Origin of the sequence: Rhodoluna sp. (assembly GCF_036721215.1) — a bacterium.
Taxonomy (GTDB): domain Bacteria; phylum Actinomycetota; class Actinomycetes; order Actinomycetales; family Microbacteriaceae; genus Rhodoluna.
Genome location: NZ_DAIMLM010000002.1, coordinates 44,800 through 69,367, shown reverse-complemented (window position 1 = coordinate 69,367; position 24,568 = coordinate 44,800). Strand labels below are relative to the sequence as shown.

Below are 24,568 nucleotides of genomic sequence, written 5' to 3'. Positions count from 1 at the left end.
TTACTTGCTCGCGGAGCTAAGCAGCGTTGTCTCCTTGGGCTCAAACTCTTCATCTTCAATTTCACTATCTGCTGGCTCTTCGCGCACCAGAACGGTGCGTGTAAACACTGAATTGCCCCAAGACAAGTCGTGGCCGATCACATCGGCCTCAATCTCAACAGAGGTTCCAGTTCTTTCTCCGTTATCCCAGTCACGAACCTTGAGTCTCCCCGAAGTGCAAACACGATCTCCCTTGGATACCGAACTTGCGGTGTTGATGGCAAGCTGGCGAAAACAGGTCACGGTGAACCAGTTAGTTTCCCCGTCAATCCAAGTGTTCTTGGATCTATCGAAGCGGCGCTTGGAGGATGCCAAGCGAAATGAGGTTATCGGCAAGCCATCTTGAGTGACTAGGTGCCTAGGGGTTGTTGCTACTAAACCTTGAACTGAGAATACATCTGACATCGCTACCTTCTTTTTCTCTGATTGAACTAAACAGAGAAAAAGACTCTCAAAAGGTAAATGGCCTTTGGGGGTTCAGAAAGAATCTGTGGAGAACTTATTTCAGATAAGAAGTAAAGGCCTTTGCGGTCTTTGCCATCTTGGGTTTGACCACCATGTTGCAGTATCCCTGGTCAGGGTTCTTGGCGAAGAAGTCCTGGTGGTAGGTCTCCCCAATCCAGAACTTTTCGAGAGGCAATAGCTGGGTAACAATGGAGTCTCCCCAGACTTGCTTGGCTCTTTCAATAGCGTGCTCAAATAGCGCTTTTTGGTCTTGCCCGTCATAGAACATGCAGCTTCGATAACTAGTTCCAATGTCGTTACCCTGGCGGTTTAGCTGGGTGGGATCATGCAAGGTAAAGAAGATGTCCAAAATCACATCGGCGGGAATTATTGATTCATCAAAGACAACCCTGGCAACTTCCGCGTGACCGGTTCCCTCACCGCAAACGGCTTCGTAGCTCGGGTTTTCAACATGGCCACCGCTATAGCCGACCTCGACGTCGCTTACGCCACGAAACTGCATAAAGCTCGAATCTAGGCACCAAAAGCAGCCACCGCCGAGGACAAAACTGATCATCTAGCTAGCTTAGGCTTGTGCTTATGAAATTTCGAGCCAGCCAAGACAGATACTCCCAAATCAAGTACCGCCGAACAGGAAAGTCCGGATTATTGCTTCCGGAAGTATCCCTAGGTCTTTGGCACAACTTCGGCTCGGATCATTCTTTTGCCAACCAGCGCGCGGTGCTTCGTCGTGCCTTCGATTTGGGAATAACGCATTTTGACTTAGCAAATAACTACGGTCCGCCGCCCGGTCAAGCCGAAATTAACTTTGGTGAGCACCTGCGCAAAGACTTCACTCCTTACCGAGACGAAATGATTATCTCCACCAAGGCTGGATACGACATGTGGGATGGGCCATACGGTGAGTGGGGATCAAGAAAGTATCTGCTTGCCTCACTAGATCAATCTCTTGATCGCATGGGCCTTGAGTATGTTGACATCTTTTATTCACACCGATTCGATCCAGAAACTCCCCTGGAAGAAACTATGGGTGCACTCGCCTCTGCGGTAAGAAGCGGAAAGGCTTTATACGTTGGAATCTCCAACTATGACCCGCAGCAAACCATTAAGGCCAAACAGATTTTGGATTCGATGGGGATACCACTACTTATTCACCAGCCAAAGTATTCCATCCTGGAAAAAACTCCTGAATGGGGATTATTGGAAACGATAGAGGACCTTGGAATAGGTTCGATTGTCTTTTCGCCTCTGGCCCAAGGATTGCTAACCGATAGATACTTGGACGGAAAAGTTCCCAAATCTTCGAGAGCCTCAAAAGGAAAGTTCTTACCTTCGGCCCAAATAACCGAGCAGTACCTAACAGCTGCGAAGGCTCTAAATGCTGTTGCCACTTCAAGAAATCAGTCCCTTGCACAAATGGCGATTTCTTGGGTGCTAAGACAGCCCGCTGTGACCAGTGCTCTAATTGGAGCCTCAAGTGTTCAGCAGCTCGAACAAAACTACGCAGCTATCTTTGCAAACCCGTTCACCATGGAAGAACTTCGGTTAATCGATGACGCAACCAAGAACGGGTTGGGTTAGTAACTAATTGAGAACTAAGCATCCTGTTCTAGGAGTCATCTTTGCCCTAGCTGGCGTTGTGCTGTTTGGGCTAAATGCCTCAACCTCAAAAGTCACTATGGCAGCAGGAATTTCTCCCTCGGAACTTGTTATCTTTCGCTCGCTTGCTACAGCCCTAGGTGCCGGTATCGCGCTTGCTCTAGTAAATCCAAGGGCTTTCAAGGTCAAGCCAAAGGAATGGAAGAACCTTGTAATCTTCGGGATCTTCGGTGTTGCGCTCATGCAATGGTCTTATTCGAATGCAGTTGCCAACTTGCCAGTTGGCATTGCGCTTCTAATTGAATACACCGCGATTGTTATCGTGCCGCTGGTTTCTTTGTGGCTCTTCAAAGAAAAAGTGCTTCCTAGGCTTTGGTTTGCAATTGTCATGGTGCTAGGTGGCCTGGTGGTAGTTTCTAGAATCTGGGATGGTGGTTTGAACCCAGTTGGTGTGATGTTTGCTGTGGCTGCCGCCCTATTTTTGAGTTTTTACTTTCTTATGGGTGAGCACACCCTCAGAAACAGAGACGCGCTTTCCACGCTTTTTTACAGCATGTCCGTGTCTGCTCTGTTTTGGCTGATCGTGACCCCGTGGTGGAACTTCGATACTTCTTTGTTTGTGAAGACTGTCTCACTAACCGGTAACTTGGCACAGTACGAGCTTCCGATTTGGGTGCTTCTGATATGGATTGGGTTCTTCGGGTCCTTTCTTCCCATGCTGTTCTCGTTTCTGGCCCTAACTCACCTGAGGGCGACCGCTGTGGGGGTTCTCTCCACTGCTGAGACCGTGATGGCATTCGTTTTTGGTTGGGCTTGGCTAAATGAGAGAATTGACGGGCTTCAGGCTCTTGGAGGGTTATTGGTTATCGCCGGAATCGTTCTGGCACAAACTTCCAGAGTAAAAAAACAGGAAACTTCCTAACTAGCTGCCATAAGGACAACCGATGCGAAATGATTCCGCCGCAATGCTGGCAACAGTGGCGCTGGTTGGACTTGCAGCACTGCTGTTGGCTTTTTTTGACACCGGCACCTGCGTTGTCCCGGATGCCGAAGGGTTCACTACCTGCCAAGATATAGCTGACCAAAGAACTTGGGCGGCTTTGATCCTTGGAGCTGTTGTGGTGATTGGTTTCTCAGTTTCAATTGTCCGAAGAAAGAAACGCTAAACGTGCATGAGATAAACAAGGAAACTAAGGCTCTGAGAGAAGCCATTTTCGAATACGTCAGGGTCCGAATGGATTACAGTCCGGCTCCGTTGGATTCAGCTAAGTCTGAAGAAGAGATATTCAAACAAGCTGGGCAAACCATCACCGAACGAGGCATCGGAGGGCAAACAGCCCTCAAGCTTTTTGAAGATGTGCTAGCCCCAGCAACAATTTCAACTGACCACCCGGGGTTCTTGTCTTTCATTCCAAATGCGCCGACTGAAGTATCAAGTCTTTTTGACCTAATAGTCTCTGCGAGTTCGATATACGGGGGGTCATGGATAGAAGGCGCTGGCGCAATTTTTGCCGAGAACCAGGTGCTGTCCTGGCTTGCAAAAGAGGTGGGGTTGCCGGAAAACGCCGGAGGAGTTTTTGCTCAGGGTGGCACTGTTGGAAACCTCTCAGCACTGGCAGCTGCAAGAGATGCTCATCGTGAAAGACTTTCCAAAGCTGGAATCAATTACGAAGGAAGATTAGCGTTTATTGCTTCTAAAGAAGCCCATTCCTCACTGAAATCAGCAGCTAAGGTTATGGATGTCAACATCATTCTGGCAAAGCCAGAAGAGAACGGAAAGCTAGTTGCTAGTTCTGTTAAAGATGCGCTCTCAGCATCAGAGCCACACAGCGTATTTGCAATTGTTGCAACCGGAGGCACTACCAACTTTGGTATTGTTGACGATCTTCGCGGAATCGGTGAAATAGCCAAAACAAATAACATCTGGTATCACATCGATGGAGCCTACGGTCTTGCTGGCATTCTGAGTCCAAAATACCGTCACTTATTTGATGGCTCAGAACTTGCCGACTCTTTTATTGTTGACCCGCATAAGTGGCTCTTTGCCCCCTATGACGCTTGCGCTCTGGTCTACAGAGAGCCTGCGTATGCAAAGGCTTCACACACCCAGCGCGGAGAGTACCTCGCCACGCTAAATGAATCTGGACTCTGGAACCCATCAGATTATTCATTCGGACTAACCAGGCGAACAAGAGGCCTCCCGCTTTGGTTCTCGCTAGCAACTCATGGCGTCGAAAAGTACCGTGAAGCCATCGAAGCGAACATCGACCTAGCACATGAGGTAGCCGAACTGATTAGGGGATTCGATTACCTGAATCTAGTTCGAGAGCCAGAGTTATCTGTTGTGGTATTTGAACGCAAGGGCTGGTCATTAGCTGACTATGACGAATGGTCGGCGAAACTTCTTAAAGACGAAGTCGGATTTGTTGTTTCCTCTAGTCATCAAGGCAAGCCAAACACTCGTTTTGCAATTGTTAATCCGCAAACCTCTATTGAATTGCTAGTTAACATTCTTGAAAGTATGAAGTAAGAGACAACAAGTATGAAGTTAACTTTAGCTACCGCTCCCAAGTCACTATCAAGAGTCAAAGCTGTTACCCAAAAGCCGCTTCGTGTTGGTTTAGTGCAGACAAAATGGCACAGTGATCCTAATGAACACGAAGCCAAGTTATTTGAAGGCGTCAAGCTCGCTGCTGAGGCTGGAGCGAAGATTGTTTTTCTTCAAGAGCTAACTTTGTCTCGTTACCCAGCAGATGTTAAGCCTGAGGGTATTCCTTCAAAGATTGCAGAGCCTCTTGAAGGCGGTAAGACACATCTGTTCGCAGCTAGAACCGCAAAAGAATTCGGCGTAATAGTTCACGCATCGCTTTATGAAAAAGCTGACTTGGCTGATGGCAGAGGGCTAAACACCGCAATCTTGGTTGACAGTTCTGGCAAGATCATCGCCAGAACCCCAAAGCTTCACATTCCAGTAACTGCCGGCTACTACGAAGATAAATACTTCCAGCCAGGCCCTTTAGACCCAGACCCCTACCCCGTTTACAGCCTTGATCTCGAAGGAGTAAAAGCAAGCTTTGGTTTACCAACTTGCTGGGACGAGTGGTTCCCGGAAGTTGCTAGAAATTACTCCTTGCGTGGTGCTCAGATACTTGCCTACCCAACCGCGATTGGCTCTGAGCCCGACCACCCAGATTTTGATACCGAACCACTATGGCGTCAGGTGATTGTTTCGCACGGTATTGCCAATGGGACTTTTATGGTTGTGCCAAACCGGTACGGTAACGAAGGCTCTCTGAACTTCTACGGAAGCAGCTTTATCTCTGACCCGTTTGGAAGGGTTCTAGCTCGGGCTGGCCGAGACACCGATGAAGTTTTAGTTGCAGATCTTGACTTGGACCAAAGACGTGACTGGCTTGATTTGTTTCCTTTCTTGGCTACTCGCAGGCCAGATACCTATGATGCGCTCACCAAGCCGGTTGTGAACAAAAGAACAGATTCTGGCGATGGCGAGCAGGGCGGCATTGCGGGAGTTACACCCTCATGAAACTGAGAATGCCAGCGGAGTGGGAAAAGCACGAGCGCACCTGGATGTCCTGGCCACCAAATAACTATTTACTTGGTGAAAGCGATCAAGAAGCTGAGCTAACGCGAACCACTTGGGCAAATGTCGCAAACGCGATTGTAAAGTACGAACCGGTCACAGTGCTTGTAACCTCTGATCAGATCGAGCTAGCGCGAAATTATTTGCACCCCAGCATTGAAATTGTTGAAGCCGAACTGAACGATGCTTGGCTAAGAGATAACGGTCCAACGTTTGCCAAATCAGAAAATGGTGAGCTCGTTGCCATCAATTGGGTCTTCAATGGCTGGGGCAATCAGCCGTGGGCGAGCTTTGACAAAGATCAACTAACGGCAGGCTTGATTGGAAAGCTAACGGGATCCAAAGTGTTGGATTCCGAGCTAATTAATGAAGGTGGCGGCATCCATGTAAATGGTGCAGGCGCAGTGTTGCTTACGGAAACCGTGCAGCTGGGAGATGGCAGAAACTCCAGCTGGAGCAAGCAAGAAGTTGAGGCTGAGATTCACGCCAAGCTTGGAACCTCCAAGGCTATCTGGGTAAAGCGTGGCCTCACTCGCGACTACGACGGATTTGGAACAAGAGGTCACATCGACATCGTTGCCTGCTTTGCTAGCGAGAATGTCATCTTGTATCACGACCAGCAAGACCCAACTCATCCTGACTTTCAGGTTTCTAAAGAAGTAAAGGCAACCCTTGAAGCCGCGTGTGAGTTTGAGTTGATCGCAGTTCCTGCTCCTAAGATTTTGCGCGATGAAGAAGGTTTTGTCGACTACAGCTACATCAACCACTACATAGTCAATGGTGCTGTGATTCTTTGTTCATTTGATGACCCGAACGACCAAATAGCTAAGTCAATTCTTGAGAAGGTTTATCCGGGTCGAAAGATTGTGTTAGTTGATGCCAAGCAAATCTTTGCTAATGGTGGCGGAATTCACTGCATCACCCAGCAACAGCCCGCTTAGCTTGAGTCTTTTTTGATTACCGGCTGCTAGTGTTGCGAGCATGATTTATAACACTTCTCTAGGACTACTTCGTATTCTGACCGGCTCTGCCCTCCTGGGCTCTGTCGCCTGGCAGGTAACCGACCGACTCGCAAACAACAACTTTAGACCTGGCGAGTATTTTGCATACTTCTCTATCGTCACAGCGATCGTTGCTGGCGCGTTTTTACTTGCCACTGGTGTTGGCTTAGTTCAAAACAAAGAAGGCTCCAAGAAGACTGAGATTGCCAGACTCAGCTTTACGGTTGCAATGATTGTCGTTGGCGTGGTCTACCACTTGCTACTTGCAGATGCTCCTGGAGATGTTCGAGACGGAGATTATGTTTGGCCGGTATTACCAAATGAGGTAATTCACACCTACGGTCCAATCTTGATTGTCATTGACTACTTGCTTTCCCACAAAGCATTTCAGATCAAGCTCCGCGCAGCTCTATGGGTTGCAGTGTTTCCCTTAACTTGGTTGGTGTTTTCTGTAATTAGAGGACTTGTTACTAACTGGTGGCCTTACTGGTTTATCAACCCGAACGAAGAAGGCGGCGTTCCTGGAATGCTTACCTACATCGGCGCAATAACTTCCTTCTTTTTGATTCTTGGGTTCCTAGTTCTTGGACTCAAGAAGTTGATTCAGAAAGTTACCTCGCGCAGATAGTTAGTTCTAGGACCCTGAGATGGCACCTTTAGCCATCGAAGGGAACACGAAACCGTGCATCGGCAACACTGCCCACCAATAGAGCTGACCAAATAAACCCTTAGGTGCGAATGTTGCCGTTTGAGTCAAAACCGTTTCCTGTGTATCAGGATCTTTTTCGATACTGAATTCAAGCCAGGCCAGCCCTGGCAGTTTCATTTCGGCACGGAGCCTCAAAAGCTTTTGGGGAATAAGTTCTTCGACTCTCCAGAAATCCACGGCGTCACCAATTCTTAGGTGATCTGGATCACGCCTTCCACGCCTTAGCCCAACTCCCCCAACCATTCGATCCATTAGCCCTCGAAGCTCCCAAGCCCAGCTGGCCATGGAGTAACCATTCTTGCCACCAATTGATTCAATCCTGGACCAAACCTTTTCCATTGAGTCAGTGCCTCGAACCACCCGAACGTCCTTATACAAAGAACCTCCAGCCCAGTCCGGATCAGTTGGAAGCGGTTCGCTAGGGGTTCCTGGAACCGAAGCGTTGGTCCAACGGGTTTCGACATTGGCCTCTTTGATTCGAACCAGGGCCAGCTTCACGGCGACATCGAAAGATGTCAGACCGGCCGCCGAAGGAGGAATTAGTTCATTGATATTTGATGGCGCAGCCACCACTTCGTGCTTGAGGCTCTCAACGAGTCTTCGGGCAAGTCGGTAAGGAACCGGAGTAACGAGTCCAACCCAACCGCTAGAAAGTCTCGGGGTCAAAACTGGAATCGGAATAATGATTCTTCGCTTGAGTCCTGCAGCGGCTGCGTAGTGCTGCATCATGTCTGCATAGGTAAAGATGTCAGGGCCTGCAATGTCAAAGACACCCGTTGCTGTTGGTGGCAAAGCCGCAGCTCCAACTAGGTAGCGAAGAACATCGCGCACCGCAATGGGTTGAATTCTGTTGTTAACCCATTTCGGTGTAGTCATAATCGGCAAACGCTCAGTTAGATAGCGAAGCATCTCAAAGGACGCAGAGCCTGAGCCGATAACTACCCCAGCCCGGAATTCGATTGTTGGAACACCCGATTGGGCAAGTATTGCTCCGGTGTTCATCCGAGCACTCATGTGATCAGAGAGTTCATCGGTGCCGTTGATGATTCCACCAAGATAAATGATTCGAGATACTTTTGCCTCTGATGCCGCGTCAGCAAACATCTTTGCCATCTTTAGTTCTGATGCTTCAAAGTCATCTTTGACAAGAAGTGAATGAAGTAGATAGTAAGCGACGTCTATGCCGGAAAGTGCTTGTTCTAAAGCTTTCTCGTCGTGAGCGTCTCCCTCAACAACTTCAACCTGACTAATCCAGGGATACTGTGTCAAACGCGAAGCGTTTCTTGCGAGCACTCTGACGCGGTAGCCAAATGTTAGAAGTTCTCTAATGAGCCTGCCACCGATGTAACCATTTGCTCCGGTGACCAAGCAAAGAGGTGCCAGGCCATTGGTTTTAAAAGGTAGCGGGAGGCCCTCGGTAATTTCAGTCATAACCAATTATCACCCTCAAAACACCTTCCCCCGCATAGACTGTGAGACGGCTAGTTCATAGCCCAAGCAATCTAGTAGGCATCAGCTAGAAAAGACCAGAAATCAGGAATCAATTGACAAAAGTTCGCAATCGCTGGGTCGGGCTAGTTTTTATCTCAATGGCCATATCCCTCGTGATCATCGATGGCACAATCGTAAACACCATTTTTCCATCAATAATCAACGACCTCAGTCTTACCTCCACGGAAGTGCAGTGGGTTCAGGAAAGCTATGTCCTAGTCTTTGCATCACTTCTTCTGGTCTGGGGTTCCCTCGCGGACAGGTTTGGTCGAAAGCGACTACTAAGTATTGGAATTGTCATTTTTATTTTGGCCTCTGTCTGGGCAGGAGTTGCGGAATCACCGGACGTGTTGATCCTCGCTCGAGTAATACAAGGTATCGGTGGGGCTATGGTTTTGCCAACAACCCTGTCGCTTCTAAATGCCACTTTCCAGGGTAAAGAAAGAGGAATAGCTTTTGCTGTTTGGGGTGCGACCATCGGTGGCATGGTCGCAGTTGGGCCTGTGCTTGGTGGCTGGTTAGCAACAGACTTCAGCTGGCGTTGGGCTTTTGGAATTAACTTGCCTCTTGGAATTTTGATCCTGGCCGGTCTTGCCTATTACGTTTCTGAATCCAAGGCACCACAACGAGCTGGAGGAGTTGACTTCATCGGAGCAGCCATTTCGGTTGTGATGTTCTCCACTTTGGTTTTTGGTCTAATTGAAGGCCGAATTTATGGCTGGTGGGAAATCAACCCCAACAACCAATTCATGGTTGGTGACTTCGCTTGGCCAACTACAGGAATTTCCGTAATTCCAGTTTCTCTGCTGATCTTTGTGATTTCTGCTGTGGTGTTTGTGCTTTGGGAAAGAAGGCGCGAAGCCCAGAAGAGAAATGTGCTTTTGGATTTGGGATTATTCAAGATTAATTCCTTTAGAAATGGTTCTATAGCGGCCCTGATTATCTCCATGGGTGAGTTTGGAATCTTGTTTGCAATTCCACTTTGGCTTCAAAACGTTGTTGGTCTAAGTCCTATTTCATCCGGCCTAGTTATTCTGTGGCTTGCTGCTGGAGCTTTTATGGCCTCTGGGATTGGCGGAGCCCTAAGTGGCAAGTTGCCACCTGCACGGGCAGTGCAAATAGGTGTCGGGCTTGAACTTATTGGAGTGCTGGGTGTAGCCCTATTTTCATCAACTGAAGCCGGCTGGATTACTCTTGCCCCCCTCTTGTTCATTTATGGAGTAGGAATTGGTTTGGCTACCGCTCAGCTAACCGGTGTGATCATGGTCGATGTTCCTATGACTAGTACTGGTCAAGCCTCTGGATCACAGTCGACTGTTAGACAAGTTGGCTCAGCTCTCGGAGTAGCTGTTCTTGGAACACTTTTGTTTACCGGAACACAATCGTCTTTCGAGCAACGCCTTAGCGATCTTGAGGTGCCAACCGCTCAAAGCGTTGTTTTAGTTGATGCGGTCGTTGATTCAGCTGGTTCGGTTATTCCAGAACTCACCGATGGATTAGTTGCCCAACAAGTTTCACAAGAACTAGCAGAGGACATAACAGAAGCGGCAGGTGAGGCTTTCACAGATGGGGCCAAGTTGGCAGCCTGGTCGGCAGCTGGGTTCTTGCTAATAGGTTTTGCCTCTACTTTCTATCTCGGTTCACAAAAGACCAAAACCAAGCGCAAGTCAGCCAAGAAGAGCTAGCTCACTTATCCGTGAAACTCAGGCGCGAGCCTAGACTAAAGCAATAACCATTACGAAGGGGTATTACTGATGGCACAGAAAAAGCGCTCAGTTACTGAGCAAATCAAAAGACTAAGAGCGTACAACATTGTTGCGGGCCTGCTACACCTGTTCCAGGCGGTAGCTTTCGGCTACGCACTATCGCTACTGGATAACCAGGTCCTGTTTGGCACCACCGTTGATTACATGACAGGTCCTCCAGGCTCACCACTTCCAACTGAGCGCGTAGTCCTTTTCGAGGTCAACCTTGGAATTGGAGTCGTCGCTTTCTTGGGATTGTCGGCTTTCTTCCACTTCTTGATCTCTTCCCCCCAGTTCTTTGGAAGATACTCGAAGGGTCTGAAGCAAAACCGGAACTACTTCCGTTGGGTCGAGTACTCCCTTAGCTCGTCGGTCATGATTTGGCTTATTGCTCAGCTAACTGGAATATCTGATTTCTCAGCACTGGTAGGCATCTTCGCGGTAAACGCATCGATGATTTTCTTTGGAGCCCTACAGGAGAAGTACGAAACTCCTGGCAACGGCCAAGGCTTGCCATTCATCATGGGTTCGATCACCGGCATTGTTCCTTGGATCCTTATCGGTGTCTACACCTTGCAGCCAGGCTCCACTAGCGCGGCAGAGGTTCCAGGATTTGTTATTGGAATCATCATTTCGCTGTTTGTGTTTTTCAACACCTTCGCTATCAACCAGGCGTTGCAATACAAGCAGTGGGGATCATGGGCAAACTACCTAAAGGGAGAAAGAACTTACATCACTCTTTCTTTGGTAGCCAAGAGCATTCTTGCTTGGCAGGTATTCTCCGGAGCAATCATTCCGGCCCTTACCGCTTAGAAAAACAGATTGAAAATAGCTCGACTGCTAGCGAGGGCGGCACTTGGTGCCGCCCTCGTTTATGCGGGCATCGGTCATCTCACTTTTTCAAGACAAGAGTTCCAGGCCCAAGTGCCAGTATGGCTACCACTGGATCCAGACTTTGTAGTTTTGGCCTCTGGTGCTGTTGAGATAACTCTTGGCCTTGGGCTGCTGAGCACTGGACGCATTGCTGCCTACTTCGGCGTTCTAACTGCGCTGTTTTTTATTGCAATTTTTCCTGGCAACATCAATCAATACGTCGAAGGTATTGACGCTTTTGGTTTAGATACCGACCAAGCCAGACTCACCCGGTTGTTTTTCCAGCCGCTATTGGTTGTCTGGGCACTGTGGTCTACTTCGGGAATGGGTGTCCTTAGAGACCTGCTTAGATCCCGAAAGAAATCTTCGGTGAAATAACAGCTTTTTATTTGTGCCTTAGAATTGGGGTCTCTGGCTGCCATGTCCTAATTGCTAGAGATAAAAAAGGGAGCTAAAGATGAGAAAGCCATCCGCAATAGACGCTGTTGCCAATAAGTACTTATCCCAGTTGGCAGCAAATTACCCAAGCTTTGCAACCAGTATCGGTCTTTCCTCCGGTGCCGCTGATATGGATGATTACTCTCCCGCCGCCATCGAGCGTGACCTAAAGCTTAATCAGGAGACCCTTGCCGCTCTTGCCGCACTAGAACCAATAGATGAGGTGGATAGGGTCACTAAAGATGCAATGACTCAGCAACTGGAACTCGATGTTGAATTTCATGCCGCAGGTTTACCTTACCGAGACCTAAACAACATCGCCTCGCCAGCGCAAGGCGTTAGAGACGTTTTCGATCTATCTCCCACCGCGACCATAGCTGATTGGGAGAACCTTGCTTCCCGTATGCGAAAAGTTAAGGACTCACTATCTGGCTACCAAGCGACACTAGCTATTGGCTTCGAGAAAGCTGACGGGCCCGCCAAGCGTCAGCTCGAAGAGGTAATTACTCAGGTTGATCAGATAAACAAGCCGGAGGGCTTCTTCCATGAATTCGCCAGGGACGCTAAGGCCGATACCGAACTACCTGCAACTCTTCGTGAAGAATTAGTTGCTGCCGCTTCCGAAGCAACTAAGGCCTACGCAGCCTTTGGTGAATTTCTGAAAAGCTGGCTGCCAAGAGCTAGCGAGCAAGACGCTATCGGTCGCGAAAGATACCGATTACTTAGCAAGAGTTTCCTAGGCGCAGAAATTGATCTCGATGAGACTTACCAGTGGGGTATCGAAGAACTAGCCCGTGTGGTGGCTGAGCAAGAAGCGGTTGCTAACGAGATTCTTCCCGGGGCAAGCGTTACAGAAGCAATTGCTCATTTGGAGAACGATTCAAAAACCAAGCTACATGGCACCGATGAATTGCAGAAATGGATGCAGCGCCTGAGCGACAAGGCTATTGAAGATCTGGGGAAGACTCACTTTGATATCGCGGAGCCAATTAGAAAGCTTGAGTGCATGATTGCACCGACCAAGCACGGTGGAATCTATTACACCGGCCCAAGCGATGATTTTTCAAGACCTGGAAGAATGTGGTGGTCTGTTCCTGAGGGTGTCGAATCATTTGACACTTGGCGTGAAACCACAACTGTCTACCACGAGGGTGTTCCTGGTCACCACCTACAGGTAGCCCAAGCTACGTACATACGCGAAACTCTTAACGACTGGCGTCGCTTGGCTTCATGGACCTCCGGTCACGGGGAGGGTTGGGCACTTTATGCCGAACGACTCATGGATGAACTTGGTTACCTAGTAACTCCTGCAGATCGCCTTGGGATGCTCGATGGCCAGCGAATGCGAGCTGCTCGAGTCGTGCTGGATATTGGAGTGCACCTAGGTAAGCCAAAACTAGATGGCACTGGCGTTTGGGACTTTGACTACGCACTGGAGTTCATGTCCAAAAACGTGAACATGAGTCCAGAGTTTGTTCGCTTTGAGGTGACCAGATACTTTGGTTGGCCAGGCCAAGCCCCAAGCTACAAAATTGGTCAGCGTATTTGGGAACAAATCCGAGATGACTACCAGGCTCGCAAGGGTTCCGAGTTCGACATGAAGAAGTTCCACTCAACGGCACTAAACCTCGGTGGCTTAGGGTTGGACGCTCTCAAAGAAGCGATGTCTAGGGCCTAGGCCAAAGATACTGGTGCTAACCTTTTCTCATGCGCTCATCAAAGTGGATAGCAATAACTTCCGGAGTTTTAGTAGTCATCGTTTCCGGTGGCGCACTCGCCGCCGGTAACTATGTTTACACCTCAGGAACTGTAGTTCCCTGTGCAATAAACGAGGACGACTTAGCAAACTCCCCGGAGGCTTTTTATACCCCAGCTTCTGGAAACGGTCCTTTCCCGGGATCTGGGTGGGATAAGTGGGTTGATTACGATCTAAGCGCTTGGTGGCTAACCGATAACAACTACGACGCGGTTGAGATACCGGTCAGCGAAGAAGTAACTCTTTCAGCCTGGTGGATTGAGCCAGAGGTTTCCAATGGAAAAACAGTTATTGTCACCCACGGTATCGGCACTTCTAGAAGAGATTTCAACACTCTGCTTCCATCGGCAATGCTGGTGAAAAATGGTTTCCAAGTTCTACTAGTCGACTCTCGTGACACCGGAGAGTCCACCTGCACCGACGGTCGTCACTCGGCGGGTCAAGAGGAATCCACCGACTTTGCAGCGGTTGCCGACTGGCTAATAGAAACCAAGGGTGTCAAGCCAGAATCGCTTGGCATGTATGGAGTCTCCGGTGGAGCGGTCGCCACATCTCTGCTTCCAGCAAAGACAGAGAATGTTTCAGCCTTTGCAATGGAGGGAACAATCTTTGATTTCAATGCTGCCGCCACAAGAGAAGTTGAGTTCCAAGGCTTTCCTGGCTTCTTATGGCAACTGGCTTTAATCTCGGCGCAGTTGTTTCACGGCGTGAACCTGACTGAAACTTCAGTAATGCAAGGAATCGAAGCTGCGGGCGATCGACCGATGCTTATTCTTCATGGGGACATCGACCAGAGACTGGATTATCAGTCATCGGTGGACTTCTATAACTATGCCAAACAGCAGGGGTCCGATGTCACACTTGAAACCTTTAAGGGCTCTGATCACACTGAGGGAATGCTCTCTGAGACCGAGCGATATGCAGATTTGCTATCGGGGTTTTTTGATCGGGCACTAACTAAGTAGTCAGCTGCTAGCTAATTCGCGTAGCGAGAATCTTGTCTATTCGACGGCCATCCATGTCAACAACTTCTAGCTTCCAGTCCTGAAGAATTACACTGTCGCCAGCTACTGGCATCTTTCCAAGCAGTAACAAGATAAGTCCACTGACGGTGTGATAACGACCCTTGTCTTGTTCAGGTAGCTCATCAATAACCAGGCAGTCTTTGATCTCAGGTATAGAAGTGTCCCCCTCGAATAGCCACGAGCCATCGTCTCGTTGAACCGGATCGGTAGCTTCTTCACCTTCGGTGACGATTTCACCAATCAAGGTGTCGAAGATGTCTTGAATGGTCACAAGTCCCTCGAGGCCACCATACTCATCCACCACGAACGCGATGTGGGTGCGAGATTCTTTGAACTGATCCAGTAGGTCCATTCCGGTAAGGGTCTCAGGAACATAGAGAGGTGGCTCCAGGTTGTCTTGCAGGCTGAGCTTTTCTCCTCTGGCAACGGTTGAAAGAGCAGTCTTGGCACTTAGCACTCCAATAATTGAGTCCAAGCCGCCATCACACACTGGAATCCTTGACCTAACCGACTGTGCAATCAGATTGAAACTCTCGGCTTCAGGATCATTGATATCAACAAAGACAATTTCAGATCTAGGAACCATCAAGGAGCCAAGTTTTCTATCGTCCAAGCGGAAGACGTTTTTCACCAATTCGCGCTCTTGGTCTTCAATCAAGCCAGCAACCGAACCCTCGTCCAAGATCGCCTCGATCTCGTCTTCGGTTACGGTGGCTTCTTTGTGCTTACCAACACCAAAGAGTCGAAGAAGAGTGTTTGTGGTGACGGTCAAAATCACCACAAATGGCTTGGTGACCTTAGAAAGAATAAGCATCGGTGTAGCAATTACTGCTGCGATCTGCTCCGGGTTGGATTGGCCGATTCGCTTTGGAACTAGCTCGCCGACCGTGATGGCAATAAAGGTAACAATAAGAACAACGAAGACAGTGGCTGATACATCTGCTACTCCGTCAAGGACTCCAACACTTTGAAGCCAAATAGCCAGTGGCTTAGCGAAGATGGACTCTCCTACGATTCCGCTCAGTAGACCAATCGAGGTGATACCGATTTGAATTGTGGAAAGAAACTGGGTTGGGTCTTCGCTGATGCGAATGGCCACTTCGGCAGATTTCTTGCCACGTGCGGCCATCGCCGAAAGCTTGGCGCGTTTTGAGGTAAGTAGAGCAACCTCTGACATGGCAAGAAGGCCATTAATGAGTATGAGAGAAAACAGCAGGATTATTTCCAAGGACCTGTTTCGATTCACCCCAATTGCTGTTTAGATGTTGAAATACTATGTTTCCATAAATTTGCCAGATAAAACACCAAAAGACAAAAATTCTAGATTGCTAGCCAAATTACTGGCCAACTAGCGCTTGGTTGGCTTCTTTACTACCCCGTCTTTACGAGTTGCGTAGGCAAAGAGCGCCAAACCAGCAACCAAAGCTCCAGCGCCTAGTCCGTAAGAAACAACGTCAGAAGCGCGATTTGCATCAACAAATACACCAACGAAGACCACGGCAATAATCGCTACAACGACTCCAATAAGTTTTGACTTTAGATCGTCCAAGTCTCGAACCTGTAGCCAAGCAGGCACTTCAAGCCTGGTGTCTACAAATAATTCGTAAAGACCATAGCCGATAACAAGAAGCACAGTGCCAAGCAAGATGGCATCGACCGCGGTAAGAACATCTACGATGGTGTCCTTGAGATATGCATCGTTTAGAACCGCATCGGCTATTACCATCATGATTGAAATAGAACCCTGGGCCATCAATAGCAAAGCACCAATGATTGAAGCAATCGAAGGAACAATTACTGCGTATCTCGTAAGGCCTAGAACTTTGCGCATTTACCCATGGTACTAGCCACCAGCCAAAACCGTCCTAAAAGCTATAGAAGGCCAGCATTATTGCGATGCTGAACATCACAACCGCTATGAGAATATCCAGAACTTTCCAGAAAACAGGTTTGGACATGAACCTGGCAGCCGCCTTGGCCCCGAAGCCGATCGAGCTAAACCAGACAAAACTCGAAACTACCGCTCCAAGGGCAAACCACCACTTATCTGGTCCAAATTGATTGCCAATCGAGCCAAGCAAAATCACGGTGTCCAAGTAAACATGAGGATTCAAGAAAGTAAAGCCAAGAACTGACAAGACAACGGTCTTGGCGCTGCCACTTTGAACCCCTGAAGCATCTAGCACCTGCACCTTGAAAGCGGACCTTAGGGATTTGATACCGAACCAGGTCAAATACAAAACGCCAAACCAGCGAATAATCTCCAGTAGCCATGGAAGACCAGAGATAAGGGCCCCAAGGCCTGCAACACCCAAAACAATCAGAGCTGCATCCGAAACGGCACATATCGCAACCACGAGTAGAACGTGTCTTCTCGTTAGTCCTTGCCGGATAACAAATGCGTTTTGGGCACCGATTGCGATAATAAGCGAAAGTCCGGTGAAGAAACCAGGTATTGAAGCAAGCATTAGTTCAGCTTACGCGGTGCCCTCGGCAGGAATCGAACCTGCGACCAAGAGATTAGAAGGCTCTTGCTCTATCCACTGAGCTACGAAGGCGAGTGTGCCTGGGTTGGAGGCTTTTCCAGTCTACACAGGCCACCTAGTTGCGGTCGAGGATCAGGTCCGCTGGGAATCAATGATGGAACGGGTGATTGCTTCAAGCACTGCAAGGTCTTTTCTTGCTCCAGCTAAATTCGAAATAACCTCGGTGCCGTTAATTACCGAATCCTTAAAAGCTAGAAGCTGGCGCAGAAATCCAGTTTCATTTATTTGCGTATAAGTGGTGTCCTGTCTTTCGTCCAAGTCATGTTTGAAAACAGTAAGCCTGCTGCGCTCTTCAAGCACGTAAGGCTTGGCTAAGTGATATTCCAATCGTCCGTTGGAAGCTAGTACTTTAAGCTCCTCGTCATACTCTGGGTATTCCGGTAGCCAGTTCCAGCTCAAGATAAACCGGGTGTCCTTCACTTTCCCAACCGCGAGTATCGAAGACGGAGTAGTTCCGGAAAGTTCAGGAAACACTTCTGCCTGCCAGATTGTTGGGAGCTCAAAGCCTAAGCCGCGCAGCATGCTGGTTTCGTGGATCAAAGAACCCTGAATGATGTTCTTATAGAAAGCCCGCAAAATCTCTGGAGCTCCCGGAAAGGCGATTTCGGTCTGTTCCATCTCGTACTGCCTGGCTCGTTCAATTTCTTTAGTGTCAGCGTCGTCCAGTGGTGGCTTTAGTCTCAGGTGGGCAATCTGTGGCGCATCCGCGGGGTGAGACACGGTAACGCGAACCAGGCGTATGTCCTTTAGTAGTGCAATTTCTTTGGCTGCTCGCTGAGCAAGTGGGTCGTACATTTTCATGTAGCCGACTTGCAGAATCTTTCCGCTTTGCTTTTGCGCTGCTTCGATTGCGTCTAGCTCCTTGGAGTTAAGCGCCAGCGGTTTCTCAGCCAGAACGTGCTTCCCGGCTTTCAGTGCCGCAATGGTCAATTCCGCATGGGAACCGGAAGTGGCAATCAAAACGGCATCAATTTCCGGGTCGTCAAGTATTTCTCTGGGGTCACTAGAGCCTTTGACGGCGTATTTTGTAGAAACCTCTTTGGCCCTAGATGGCGAGAGGTCGCAAACGGCGGAAAGAGTTATTCCAGCCCTGAACATGGATGGAATGTGAATGGACTGGGAAATGATCCCAGCGCCAATAATGGCCATTCTCAGCTGTTGTGTATTTGCCATCTATAGATCACCTCTAGCAGTAAAAGGCAACTTCTAGTTTCTTGGCCTCAGAGTTGCAACCATCGGGCAAACAAAAGGGTCTGAGTTGTTACTGAGACCAACATTGTTTAGATACTTCATAATGGCCACGTAGCTTGAAAGTAAGTTCATCTCAACAAGTGGCACGGAGTTCTCTTTGCAGTAATCGAGCACAATCTTGTGAGCTCGCTTCAGATAAGGTCTCGCCATCGAAGGAAACAAGTGATGCTCAACTTGGTAGTTCAGGCCACCCATTAGATTATCTGTTAGCCAACTGCCTCTGATGTTTCTGCTGGTTAGAACTTGTCTTGTGAAGAAGTCGATCTTGGCGTCTTTTTCAACCAGTGGCATTCCTTTGTGATTTGGAGCAAAGGCTGCTCCCATAAAGAATCCAAAGATCATCATCATGAAAAACCAAAGCGCTATAGCCCAGGCCCAGCCAAACAAAATTGCAAAGACCACATACGGAGCAACCTGTCGAATCATCATGAGACCGAATTCTAAGAACCTAGTTCCAATCTTGCGCTCTTTGTATTTCAAGCCAGCAAAGCTGTCGACCAATAAGTCAAATCCGGTAAACAAAAGAAGCAGCGGGAACAAATAGCCCTGACGCTCGGTGAGCCAGCGCTCTATGCCTTTTTTGGCATTTCTTGACTCGGGAGTGAAGCTTAAGACTCTGATGGCAATGTCTGGGTCTTCGCCGATTTGGTTTGGCTTTTGGTGGTGCTTGTTGTGCTTTCGCAGCCAGAATCCATAACTTAGACCCGCGAAAAGATTGGCCAACACCAAACCAAACCAGTCGTTGGCTTTATTGCTGCGGAAGATCTGTCTGTGTGCTGCCTCGTGAGCAATAAAGCCGTACTGAGCCGAGACAATGCCGAGTAGGCCCACAACCAAGAAGGCCAAAAGAATAAAGATTGTGCTTTGATCCACCAACGTGGAGATGTAACCACCTAGGACCCAAAGGCCCGCCGAAATGATGGTGATCGCAATTAGGCGAATGATGTAAAAACTTGGCTTTTTCTCAAGTAACCCTGCGTTTCGCACGCGGTGCATAATCTCGGCAAACTGAGTCGGCGCCTGAATGCTGGTCATTACGCTCATTAGCCAAGTGTATGTTGCCCACGAATCTTTTCAGCCCAAAATGCCGAAGTATCGTGAAAAAGGTCTCTGAGTAGCTCTAGTTTCCCCACTCGCTAGGAGGGCCTAGCCATAGTAAGAACGTAAAGAGACCAATCACTGAGACAAAAAGGGTCAGCACCAAAATCACCGGATGGTTGATAAACCACCTAAACAGCTGATCGAATTTGGTCTTATCCAGAGGGTTATTTGACTTCTCGGTGCGCCATTCACCATCTAGTTGCTTGCGCTTCTCGAGATACTTTTCAAATGGCACGGTCGCAAAAGGAACTATTGCGAGCAGCACAGCTACTGCCCCACGAACAAGAGGCCAGCGCTGATTCACGGCGACCAAGACTGCTGTTGCGGAGTAACCAATGAAGGCAAAACCGTGGGTAGCGCCAGCGATAAAGAACATGTTTGGCGCCAGACCAATTGTTTCCCTGGAGATGATGGCTGCAATAAGCAAGCCCCAGGTCATCATTTCAATAAGTGCAAATGTTCCAAATATGGATTTAGGAGTTCCGTTCATCCTTCAAGCCTATTGCTGAAACTTGGCAATGCTTGGAACGAAGGAGCTGCTACCTGTTGAAATCGCCCTCGTCCTGGTCGCTTTCTCCACTAGAGCCATAAAAAGTATCTGGATAAGAAGTATTAGGTGAGTAACCTTCCGGTCCAGAACGAAAGTCGCCTTCTGTCATCGAAGGTCCAGAGTCGTTCTTGGTTTCAACCGGTGGTTTGTAAACCGTCGGATCAAAAGTCAATATTTTCTTTAGCCAAGTAAATATCCCCATTTATGCTCCCCCAAAAGCAGTAGTTAATTCTTATCAGACAAGCTAGCTGGAGCCTCTGACATTTATGGGGGCGGGTCGTGCCTTATTATTCCTTGGCTTTTACAGCCTCGTGGACCTCTATTGTCAGCTTTTCGATCCGTTTGCTTAGCTCATGAACCTGCTTTGTTAGCTCAAGGTTTTCCTGGTCTATTTGGTAGGTGTGTATAGCAAGATCTGAATTGATCTGATCTTCTCTTTTGGCAGCGATAAGCAATATCGCCCCCTGCAAGGCAGCAATGCAGGACAGGATGAGATTTAGCAAGATAAATGGGAATGGGTCAAACGAACCATCGTTGTTGAAATACATCCAGAGAGCTAGAAATCCAAGCGCTCCAAACACAAATGGCCATGACCCCATCGCGTTTCGAAGAACATCCGCTGATCGCTGGCCAAAACTCAGTTGGCTCTTTCCATACTTGGCGGTTGCCGGGTGGTTACTCCATTGGGACATTTGAAACTCCTGTTTTCTCGGCCGATCTCGTATCAACGCTAGCCCACTAAGGCAACGCTTGACCTCGGGTAAAGAATGCCCCAGTAATGCTTTAGATTAGTGTCATGAAATCCATCCCGCTAAGGCAAAAACACGCCAATCTTGGCGCTAGCTTCACCGACTTCGGTGGTTGGGAAATGCCAGTTAGATATAGCTCTGATTTAGCGGAGCACGAAGCGGTCAGAACCAAAGCTGGGCTATTCGATATCTCACACATGGGAGAGATTTTTATAGAAGGTAAGGATTCCGCTAGCTTCCTTGACTACGCACTAGTTGGAGCAGCTTCAGAAATTGCAGTTGGTAGAGCAAAGTACTCTCTAATCTGCAACGAAGCAGGCGGAATCCTTGATGACTTGATTGTTTATCGCCTCGGAGATGCTAGCTACCTGGTGGTAGCAAATGCGTCTAATAAAGATGTCGTGTTTGGAGCCTTTCAAAAGCGAGTTGCTGGTTTTGACGCAGAAGTAAGAGACGAATCCGACGCCTGGGTGCTACTTGCTATCCAAGGACCCAAGTCTGTTGAGATTCTAGGAGCAATCACTTCAGCCCCGCTTTCAGATTTGAAGTATTACGCAATCTCGGAAGCAAAGATCGCAACCGTTGACTGCTTGCTGGCTCGAACCGGATACACCGGCGAAGACGGGTTCGAGATCTACATCCCCGTAGCCTCGGCGGAAATAGTCTTCGATGCCCTTATGGCTGCTGGTTCTAAGTTTGAGCTCATGCCAACAGGCCTTGCCTGCCGAGACACATTGAGGCTCGAAGCTGGCATGCCTCTTTATGGACATGAGATGAACGAAAACGTGAACCCCTACCAAGCTGGCTTTGGAAAAGTGGTTCGCCTTGACAAGCCCGGGGATTTCGTGGGAAAGGCAGCCCTGACAAAACTTTCAGAATCCAAGCCATCGAAGGTACTTGTCGGCTTGACTGGAGAAGGAAAGAGAGCTGCTCGCGCTGACTACGAAATCTTTTCAGATGAGTCGGGTTCATCCGTTGGAGTTATCACCTCTGGTGCACTTTCACCAACGCTTGGTTTCCCAGTGGCTATGGGGTACTTGAATTTGGATCTCGCTGAAGCTGGTTCTAAAGTTTCGGTAGATGTAAGAGGCACAAGACTTGAATTTGAAGTTGTGAAATTGCCTTTCTACAAAAGATCAAACTAAAAAGTCTAAATTTTTGACTGAGTCGTGATTCGAACTCGGAGCACACTTCCACCCATATTCGCAGGCGTCAGGGACCAATTGACGCCTGAGGTCACATTGAAAAGTTCAGTTCCAAGCCCAGCTTTCCCAGATCTTGGTCCCAACCCGTCATCTTCAACAACAATTTCTATCTGGCTGTTATTGGATTCAATTTTCCCAAGGGTGATCTTCAAGTTTTTTGCTAATCCATGTCGAACTGCGTTTGAGACAGCTTCCGAAACTACCTCAGCAATCGAATTAATCTCTCCACTCGACAGAACTGAACTAAAAATTTGGTTCTTCAAATCAATTCCAACAAAGCCTGACCAACGTTGTACAAGTTGCGAAAGCTCCTTATCTAGGTCAGTTGCATCAACCTTCTGATAGTCACCTTCTGCTGTCGAAAAGAGATTCTCAACCTCGTTAAGAAGCCTTGACACGTCATCGGTTGATAGGTTCTCCTGGTCAAATTTCAGGGCAAATGAAAGCAATTTGTTTTGAATGCTTCCGTGTATGTACTGAGCCAAATCTCTATTTTTTATACGACCTAATGCAGCGCTAACTTCAGAATCCAGCATATTTTTGCCCAAGGACTCAATCAAGCGTTGGCGCATTTGAGCTCTAGTGTTAACAACCTCATAAACAACTGAAGAAAAAACGCTCAAATGCAATTGCCATATAAAAAGAGCTAACCAGCTTGTTGGGTTAACAGTCGCAAAGGTAGAGTCAAAGAAAGCGTCCCCTACGACAAGGCTTGCAGATGTTGCCATCAAATTTGCGGTGATGATCCTAATCCAGATATTAATTCTTGACTTCCGGGAAAAAGCCTCTCCCAAAATCAGAATTAGCGTGGTCACAGACAGCATCATCAGTGTTCTGATAAACGCCTCTACATAAGGGAAAGAGGAAAGGGATATAGGGAGAATGCCTACTGCAAGACCACCGATTATAAAACGGATTGGAAAGGGGTTCTTCTCAACCGCAAGTATCACAAGCTCAGAAATCTTCAGCTCTCTACCGGTTTGTGAGTTTTCTTTCCAAATTCTGTGGCTAATTGGCCTCAAGCCTGTCTCGACTAATTCCCGAAGCTTTCTAGATATGATTTGACTTTGAGTCGCATTCTCAGCCATATATCGCATTGCAGAAACTTCTGCCTTTGCGCGAAAAAGATATCGGTCGAGCTCTTCCGAGGACCCTCCTGAGGTTTGAATAGAATCTCCTGAATTCAAACGTTGCTCGAGGGATTCCGCAAGAAGTACTTCACGCTCTTTCTTATAACGAAGAAATGTTGCCGTGGCAATTGCAAGCAAAGGAATGGTCCATGTCCCAAGTAGCGTTGTTTGAAGTACGCGGTTAGAAACCGCTAAACCTAAGTCCAACTCCGAACCCAACAGCCAGCTGAATAATCCAGTTGTGTACCCTTTCAGAAAACCCAAGCTAGCTCCGAAAAGAAGCACCCAGGGGAGCCTTATTGGCTTACGTTCCTTGTTTCTTAAAAGCGTCCGATCAACAGTTTCGATGTATAGCCAACAAGCCAAAATCGAGGCGATGTTGGCAAGCACAAGGCCTGCGTACCTCAGAAGAACGACAGAAAATGGCAGAGAAGCGTCTGAAATTGATGTGCCATTTGAAAGAACAGAGACAACAACTATGTAGGGCGTGAAAAACAAAAGACTTTGACGGTTTACTAAATGTTTGCCGCCAATGTCTTGGGAAAGTGCCTTCCAGTTAATCTTTATCTCCCGAGTCGACCCCTAGGGCCCTGAAATAGACTTTAGCGAGATGGACTCTTTGGTTTATCGACGGATCAGACTTGAGCCCCATAGCCTTTGCAAGCCTGGAAATTGAGGTTTCAACCGATTTCTCTGTCACAAACCTTCGCTTGGCAATCTCGGAATTTGATAAGCCTTGGGCCATTAGTCTGAGGGTTTCCAATTGCGAGTTTGAAAGGCTCGATATAGAGTTTGAAGATTTTGGCGATTCTCTTTTTGGGGCTTTCCAGGACCTGTGGTCGAGAGCTCTATTCATAGCCTCCTTGAGCACGTTGATGTCATTTACATTTCTTTTGTTTAGGTAGACCGATCCAAATGGAAGTGGAGGCAAATTTGGATTTAGAATTCGAGGATCTTCGTAACTTGTTAGAAACACAACCCCCGCTTTTGGCGCACTTCTTCGGACCTCTGTTGCAACGTCTAGGCCAGTTGGTCCATTACCAAGATGCAGGTCAACAACAATTAGTTCGGGTTTCAAATGATTTATCTGCACCAGGGCATCCACAGCATCTGAGCAACTCGCCAGGACCTGGACGCCCTGGCCCTCTAATGAATTGACAATCATCATGCGCGTAAAATCGTCATCTTCAACGACAACTGCTCGAATGCTCACCACTCCAGTATCTAGGGAATCCTTCACTAATTGGACTTGGCGGTCTGCGACAGCTTGATTCTGTCGGGCTAACCCCTCAAT

The 24,568-nt window shown here is 48.2% G+C and carries 26 protein-coding genes and 1 tRNA gene; 13 read left to right on the top strand and 14 right to left on the bottom strand.

What is annotated here, in order from left to right; genetic code table 11:
- Positions 1 to 444 (bottom strand): single-stranded DNA-binding protein, encoded by a 444-nt coding sequence (locus AC9UCN_RS03640; protein WP_509523798.1) that lies wholly within the window; start codon positions 442 to 444, stop codon positions 1 to 3.
- Positions 445 to 538: 94 nt separating this feature from the next.
- Positions 539 to 1,060, bottom strand: a complete 522-nt coding sequence (gene msrA / locus AC9UCN_RS03635; RefSeq protein WP_509523796.1) for a peptide-methionine (S)-S-oxide reductase MsrA — start codon at positions 1,058 to 1,060, stop codon at positions 539 to 541.
- 23 nt (positions 1,061 to 1,083) lie between these two features.
- On the opposite strand from msrA, the gene AC9UCN_RS03630 reads away from it, so the two are divergent.
- From AC9UCN_RS03630 to AC9UCN_RS03600, 7 genes are all read left to right on the top strand, one after another.
- A complete protein-coding gene (locus AC9UCN_RS03630) occupies positions 1,084 to 2,085 on the top strand; it encodes an aldo/keto reductase (protein WP_509523794.1) in 1,002 nt (333 codons plus the stop codon).
- Between the two features lie 7 nt (positions 2,086 to 2,092).
- Complete coding sequence (locus AC9UCN_RS03625) at positions 2,093 to 3,025, top strand: EamA family transporter (protein WP_509523791.1); 933 nt, start codon at positions 2,093 to 2,095, stop codon at positions 3,023 to 3,025.
- 22 nt (positions 3,026 to 3,047) lie between these two features.
- The gene (locus AC9UCN_RS03620; RefSeq protein WP_509523789.1) at positions 3,048 to 3,269 is read left to right on the top strand and encodes a hypothetical protein; all 222 of its coding nucleotides are present in this window, start codon (positions 3,048 to 3,050) and stop codon (positions 3,267 to 3,269) included.
- 68 nt (positions 3,270 to 3,337) lie between these two features.
- The gene (locus AC9UCN_RS03615; protein WP_509523787.1) at positions 3,338 to 4,633 is read left to right on the top strand and encodes a pyridoxal phosphate-dependent decarboxylase family protein; all 1,296 of its coding nucleotides are present in this window, start codon (positions 3,338 to 3,340) and stop codon (positions 4,631 to 4,633) included.
- Between the two features lie 12 nt (positions 4,634 to 4,645).
- Positions 4,646 to 5,647: a nitrilase-related carbon-nitrogen hydrolase gene (locus AC9UCN_RS03610; RefSeq protein ID WP_509523784.1), complete on the top strand. Its 1,002-nt coding sequence runs from the start codon at positions 4,646 to 4,648 to the stop codon at positions 5,645 to 5,647.
- Positions 5,648 to 5,655: 8 nt separating this feature from the next.
- Entirely contained in the window at positions 5,656 to 6,645 is a 990-nt protein-coding gene (locus AC9UCN_RS03605) for an agmatine deiminase family protein (RefSeq protein ID WP_509523782.1), read from the top strand.
- A 40-nt stretch (positions 6,646 to 6,685) separates the two neighbouring features.
- Complete coding sequence (locus tag AC9UCN_RS03600) at positions 6,686 to 7,333, top strand: Pr6Pr family membrane protein (RefSeq protein ID WP_509523780.1); 648 nt, start codon at positions 6,686 to 6,688, stop codon at positions 7,331 to 7,333.
- 6 nt (positions 7,334 to 7,339) lie between these two features.
- Here the strand turns inward: AC9UCN_RS03600 and AC9UCN_RS03595 are convergent, their stop codons facing one another.
- Complete coding sequence (locus AC9UCN_RS03595; RefSeq protein WP_509523778.1) at positions 7,340 to 8,845, bottom strand: SDR family oxidoreductase; 1,506 nt, start codon at positions 8,843 to 8,845, stop codon at positions 7,340 to 7,342.
- A gap of 113 nt (positions 8,846 to 8,958) precedes the next feature.
- Here AC9UCN_RS03595 and AC9UCN_RS03590 point away from each other — a divergent pair, with 113 nt between their 5' ends.
- From AC9UCN_RS03590 to AC9UCN_RS03570, 5 genes are all read left to right on the top strand, one after another.
- Positions 8,959 to 10,590 carry a DHA2 family efflux MFS transporter permease subunit gene (locus AC9UCN_RS03590; protein ID WP_509523775.1) on the top strand — a complete coding sequence of 544 codons (1,632 nt, stop codon included), beginning with the start codon at positions 8,959 to 8,961 and terminating at the stop codon, positions 10,588 to 10,590.
- Between the two features lie 69 nt (positions 10,591 to 10,659).
- Positions 10,660 to 11,463, top strand: coding sequence for a heliorhodopsin HeR (heR, locus tag AC9UCN_RS03585; RefSeq protein WP_509523772.1), 804 nt, complete (start codon positions 10,660 to 10,662; stop codon positions 11,461 to 11,463).
- 9 nt (positions 11,464 to 11,472) lie between these two features.
- Positions 11,473 to 11,901 carry a DoxX family protein gene (locus tag AC9UCN_RS03580; protein ID WP_509523769.1) on the top strand — a complete coding sequence of 143 codons (429 nt, stop codon included), beginning with the start codon at positions 11,473 to 11,475 and terminating at the stop codon, positions 11,899 to 11,901.
- A gap of 79 nt (positions 11,902 to 11,980) precedes the next feature.
- Positions 11,981 to 13,639: a DUF885 domain-containing protein gene (locus AC9UCN_RS03575; RefSeq protein WP_509523767.1), complete on the top strand. Its 1,659-nt coding sequence runs from the start codon at positions 11,981 to 11,983 to the stop codon at positions 13,637 to 13,639.
- Positions 13,640 to 13,668: 29 nt separating this feature from the next.
- The gene (locus tag AC9UCN_RS03570) at positions 13,669 to 14,682 is read left to right on the top strand and encodes an alpha/beta hydrolase (RefSeq protein ID WP_509523765.1); all 1,014 of its coding nucleotides are present in this window, start codon (positions 13,669 to 13,671) and stop codon (positions 14,680 to 14,682) included.
- Between the two features lie 7 nt (positions 14,683 to 14,689).
- Here the strand turns inward: AC9UCN_RS03570 and AC9UCN_RS03565 are convergent, their stop codons facing one another.
- The 9 genes from AC9UCN_RS03565 to AC9UCN_RS03525 all read right to left on the bottom strand — a co-directional run bounded on the left by AC9UCN_RS03565 (position 14,690) and on the right by AC9UCN_RS03525 (position 20,882).
- Positions 14,690 to 15,988 carry a hemolysin family protein gene (locus AC9UCN_RS03565; RefSeq protein ID WP_509523763.1) on the bottom strand — a complete coding sequence of 433 codons (1,299 nt, stop codon included), beginning with the start codon at positions 15,986 to 15,988 and terminating at the stop codon, positions 14,690 to 14,692.
- 102 nt (positions 15,989 to 16,090) lie between these two features.
- The gene (locus AC9UCN_RS03560; protein WP_509523760.1) at positions 16,091 to 16,573 is read right to left on the bottom strand and encodes a YqhA family protein; all 483 of its coding nucleotides are present in this window, start codon (positions 16,571 to 16,573) and stop codon (positions 16,091 to 16,093) included.
- A 34-nt stretch (positions 16,574 to 16,607) separates the two neighbouring features.
- Positions 16,608 to 17,210: a LysE/ArgO family amino acid transporter gene (locus AC9UCN_RS03555; RefSeq protein WP_509523758.1), complete on the bottom strand. Its 603-nt coding sequence runs from the start codon at positions 17,208 to 17,210 to the stop codon at positions 16,608 to 16,610.
- Positions 17,211 to 17,227: 17 nt separating this feature from the next.
- A tRNA-Arg gene (locus tag AC9UCN_RS03550) sits at positions 17,228 to 17,300 on the bottom strand.
- A 60-nt stretch (positions 17,301 to 17,360) separates the two neighbouring features.
- Entirely contained in the window at positions 17,361 to 18,461 is a 1,101-nt protein-coding gene (locus tag AC9UCN_RS03545; protein ID WP_509523755.1) for a Gfo/Idh/MocA family protein, read from the bottom strand.
- A gap of 33 nt (positions 18,462 to 18,494) precedes the next feature.
- Entirely contained in the window at positions 18,495 to 19,583 is a 1,089-nt protein-coding gene (locus AC9UCN_RS03540; protein ID WP_509523753.1) for a fatty acid desaturase family protein, read from the bottom strand.
- Positions 19,584 to 19,659: 76 nt separating this feature from the next.
- Entirely contained in the window at positions 19,660 to 20,130 is a 471-nt protein-coding gene (locus AC9UCN_RS03535; protein ID WP_509523751.1) for a DUF3817 domain-containing protein, read from the bottom strand.
- A 49-nt stretch (positions 20,131 to 20,179) separates the two neighbouring features.
- Positions 20,180 to 20,392 (bottom strand): hypothetical protein, encoded by a 213-nt coding sequence (locus tag AC9UCN_RS03530; RefSeq protein ID WP_509523749.1) that lies wholly within the window; start codon positions 20,390 to 20,392, stop codon positions 20,180 to 20,182.
- A gap of 85 nt (positions 20,393 to 20,477) precedes the next feature.
- Positions 20,478 to 20,882: a DUF1003 domain-containing protein gene (locus tag AC9UCN_RS03525; protein ID WP_509523747.1), complete on the bottom strand. Its 405-nt coding sequence runs from the start codon at positions 20,880 to 20,882 to the stop codon at positions 20,478 to 20,480.
- Positions 20,883 to 20,986: 104 nt separating this feature from the next.
- Here AC9UCN_RS03525 and gcvT point away from each other — a divergent pair, with 104 nt between their 5' ends.
- On the top strand, positions 20,987 to 22,084 hold the full coding sequence (gcvT, locus tag AC9UCN_RS03520; protein WP_509523744.1) for a glycine cleavage system aminomethyltransferase GcvT: 1,098 nt from the start codon (positions 20,987 to 20,989) through the stop codon (positions 22,082 to 22,084).
- Between the two features lie 5 nt (positions 22,085 to 22,089).
- On the opposite strand, the gene AC9UCN_RS03515 is transcribed toward gcvT, so the two are convergent.
- Entirely contained in the window at positions 22,090 to 23,772 is a 1,683-nt protein-coding gene (locus AC9UCN_RS03515) for a sensor histidine kinase (protein WP_509523741.1), read from the bottom strand.
- Positions 23,773 to 23,830: 58 nt separating this feature from the next.
- Entirely contained in the window at positions 23,831 to 24,514 is a 684-nt protein-coding gene (locus tag AC9UCN_RS03510) for a response regulator (RefSeq protein ID WP_509523739.1), read from the bottom strand.
- Positions 24,515 to 24,568: the final 54 nt, after the last annotated feature.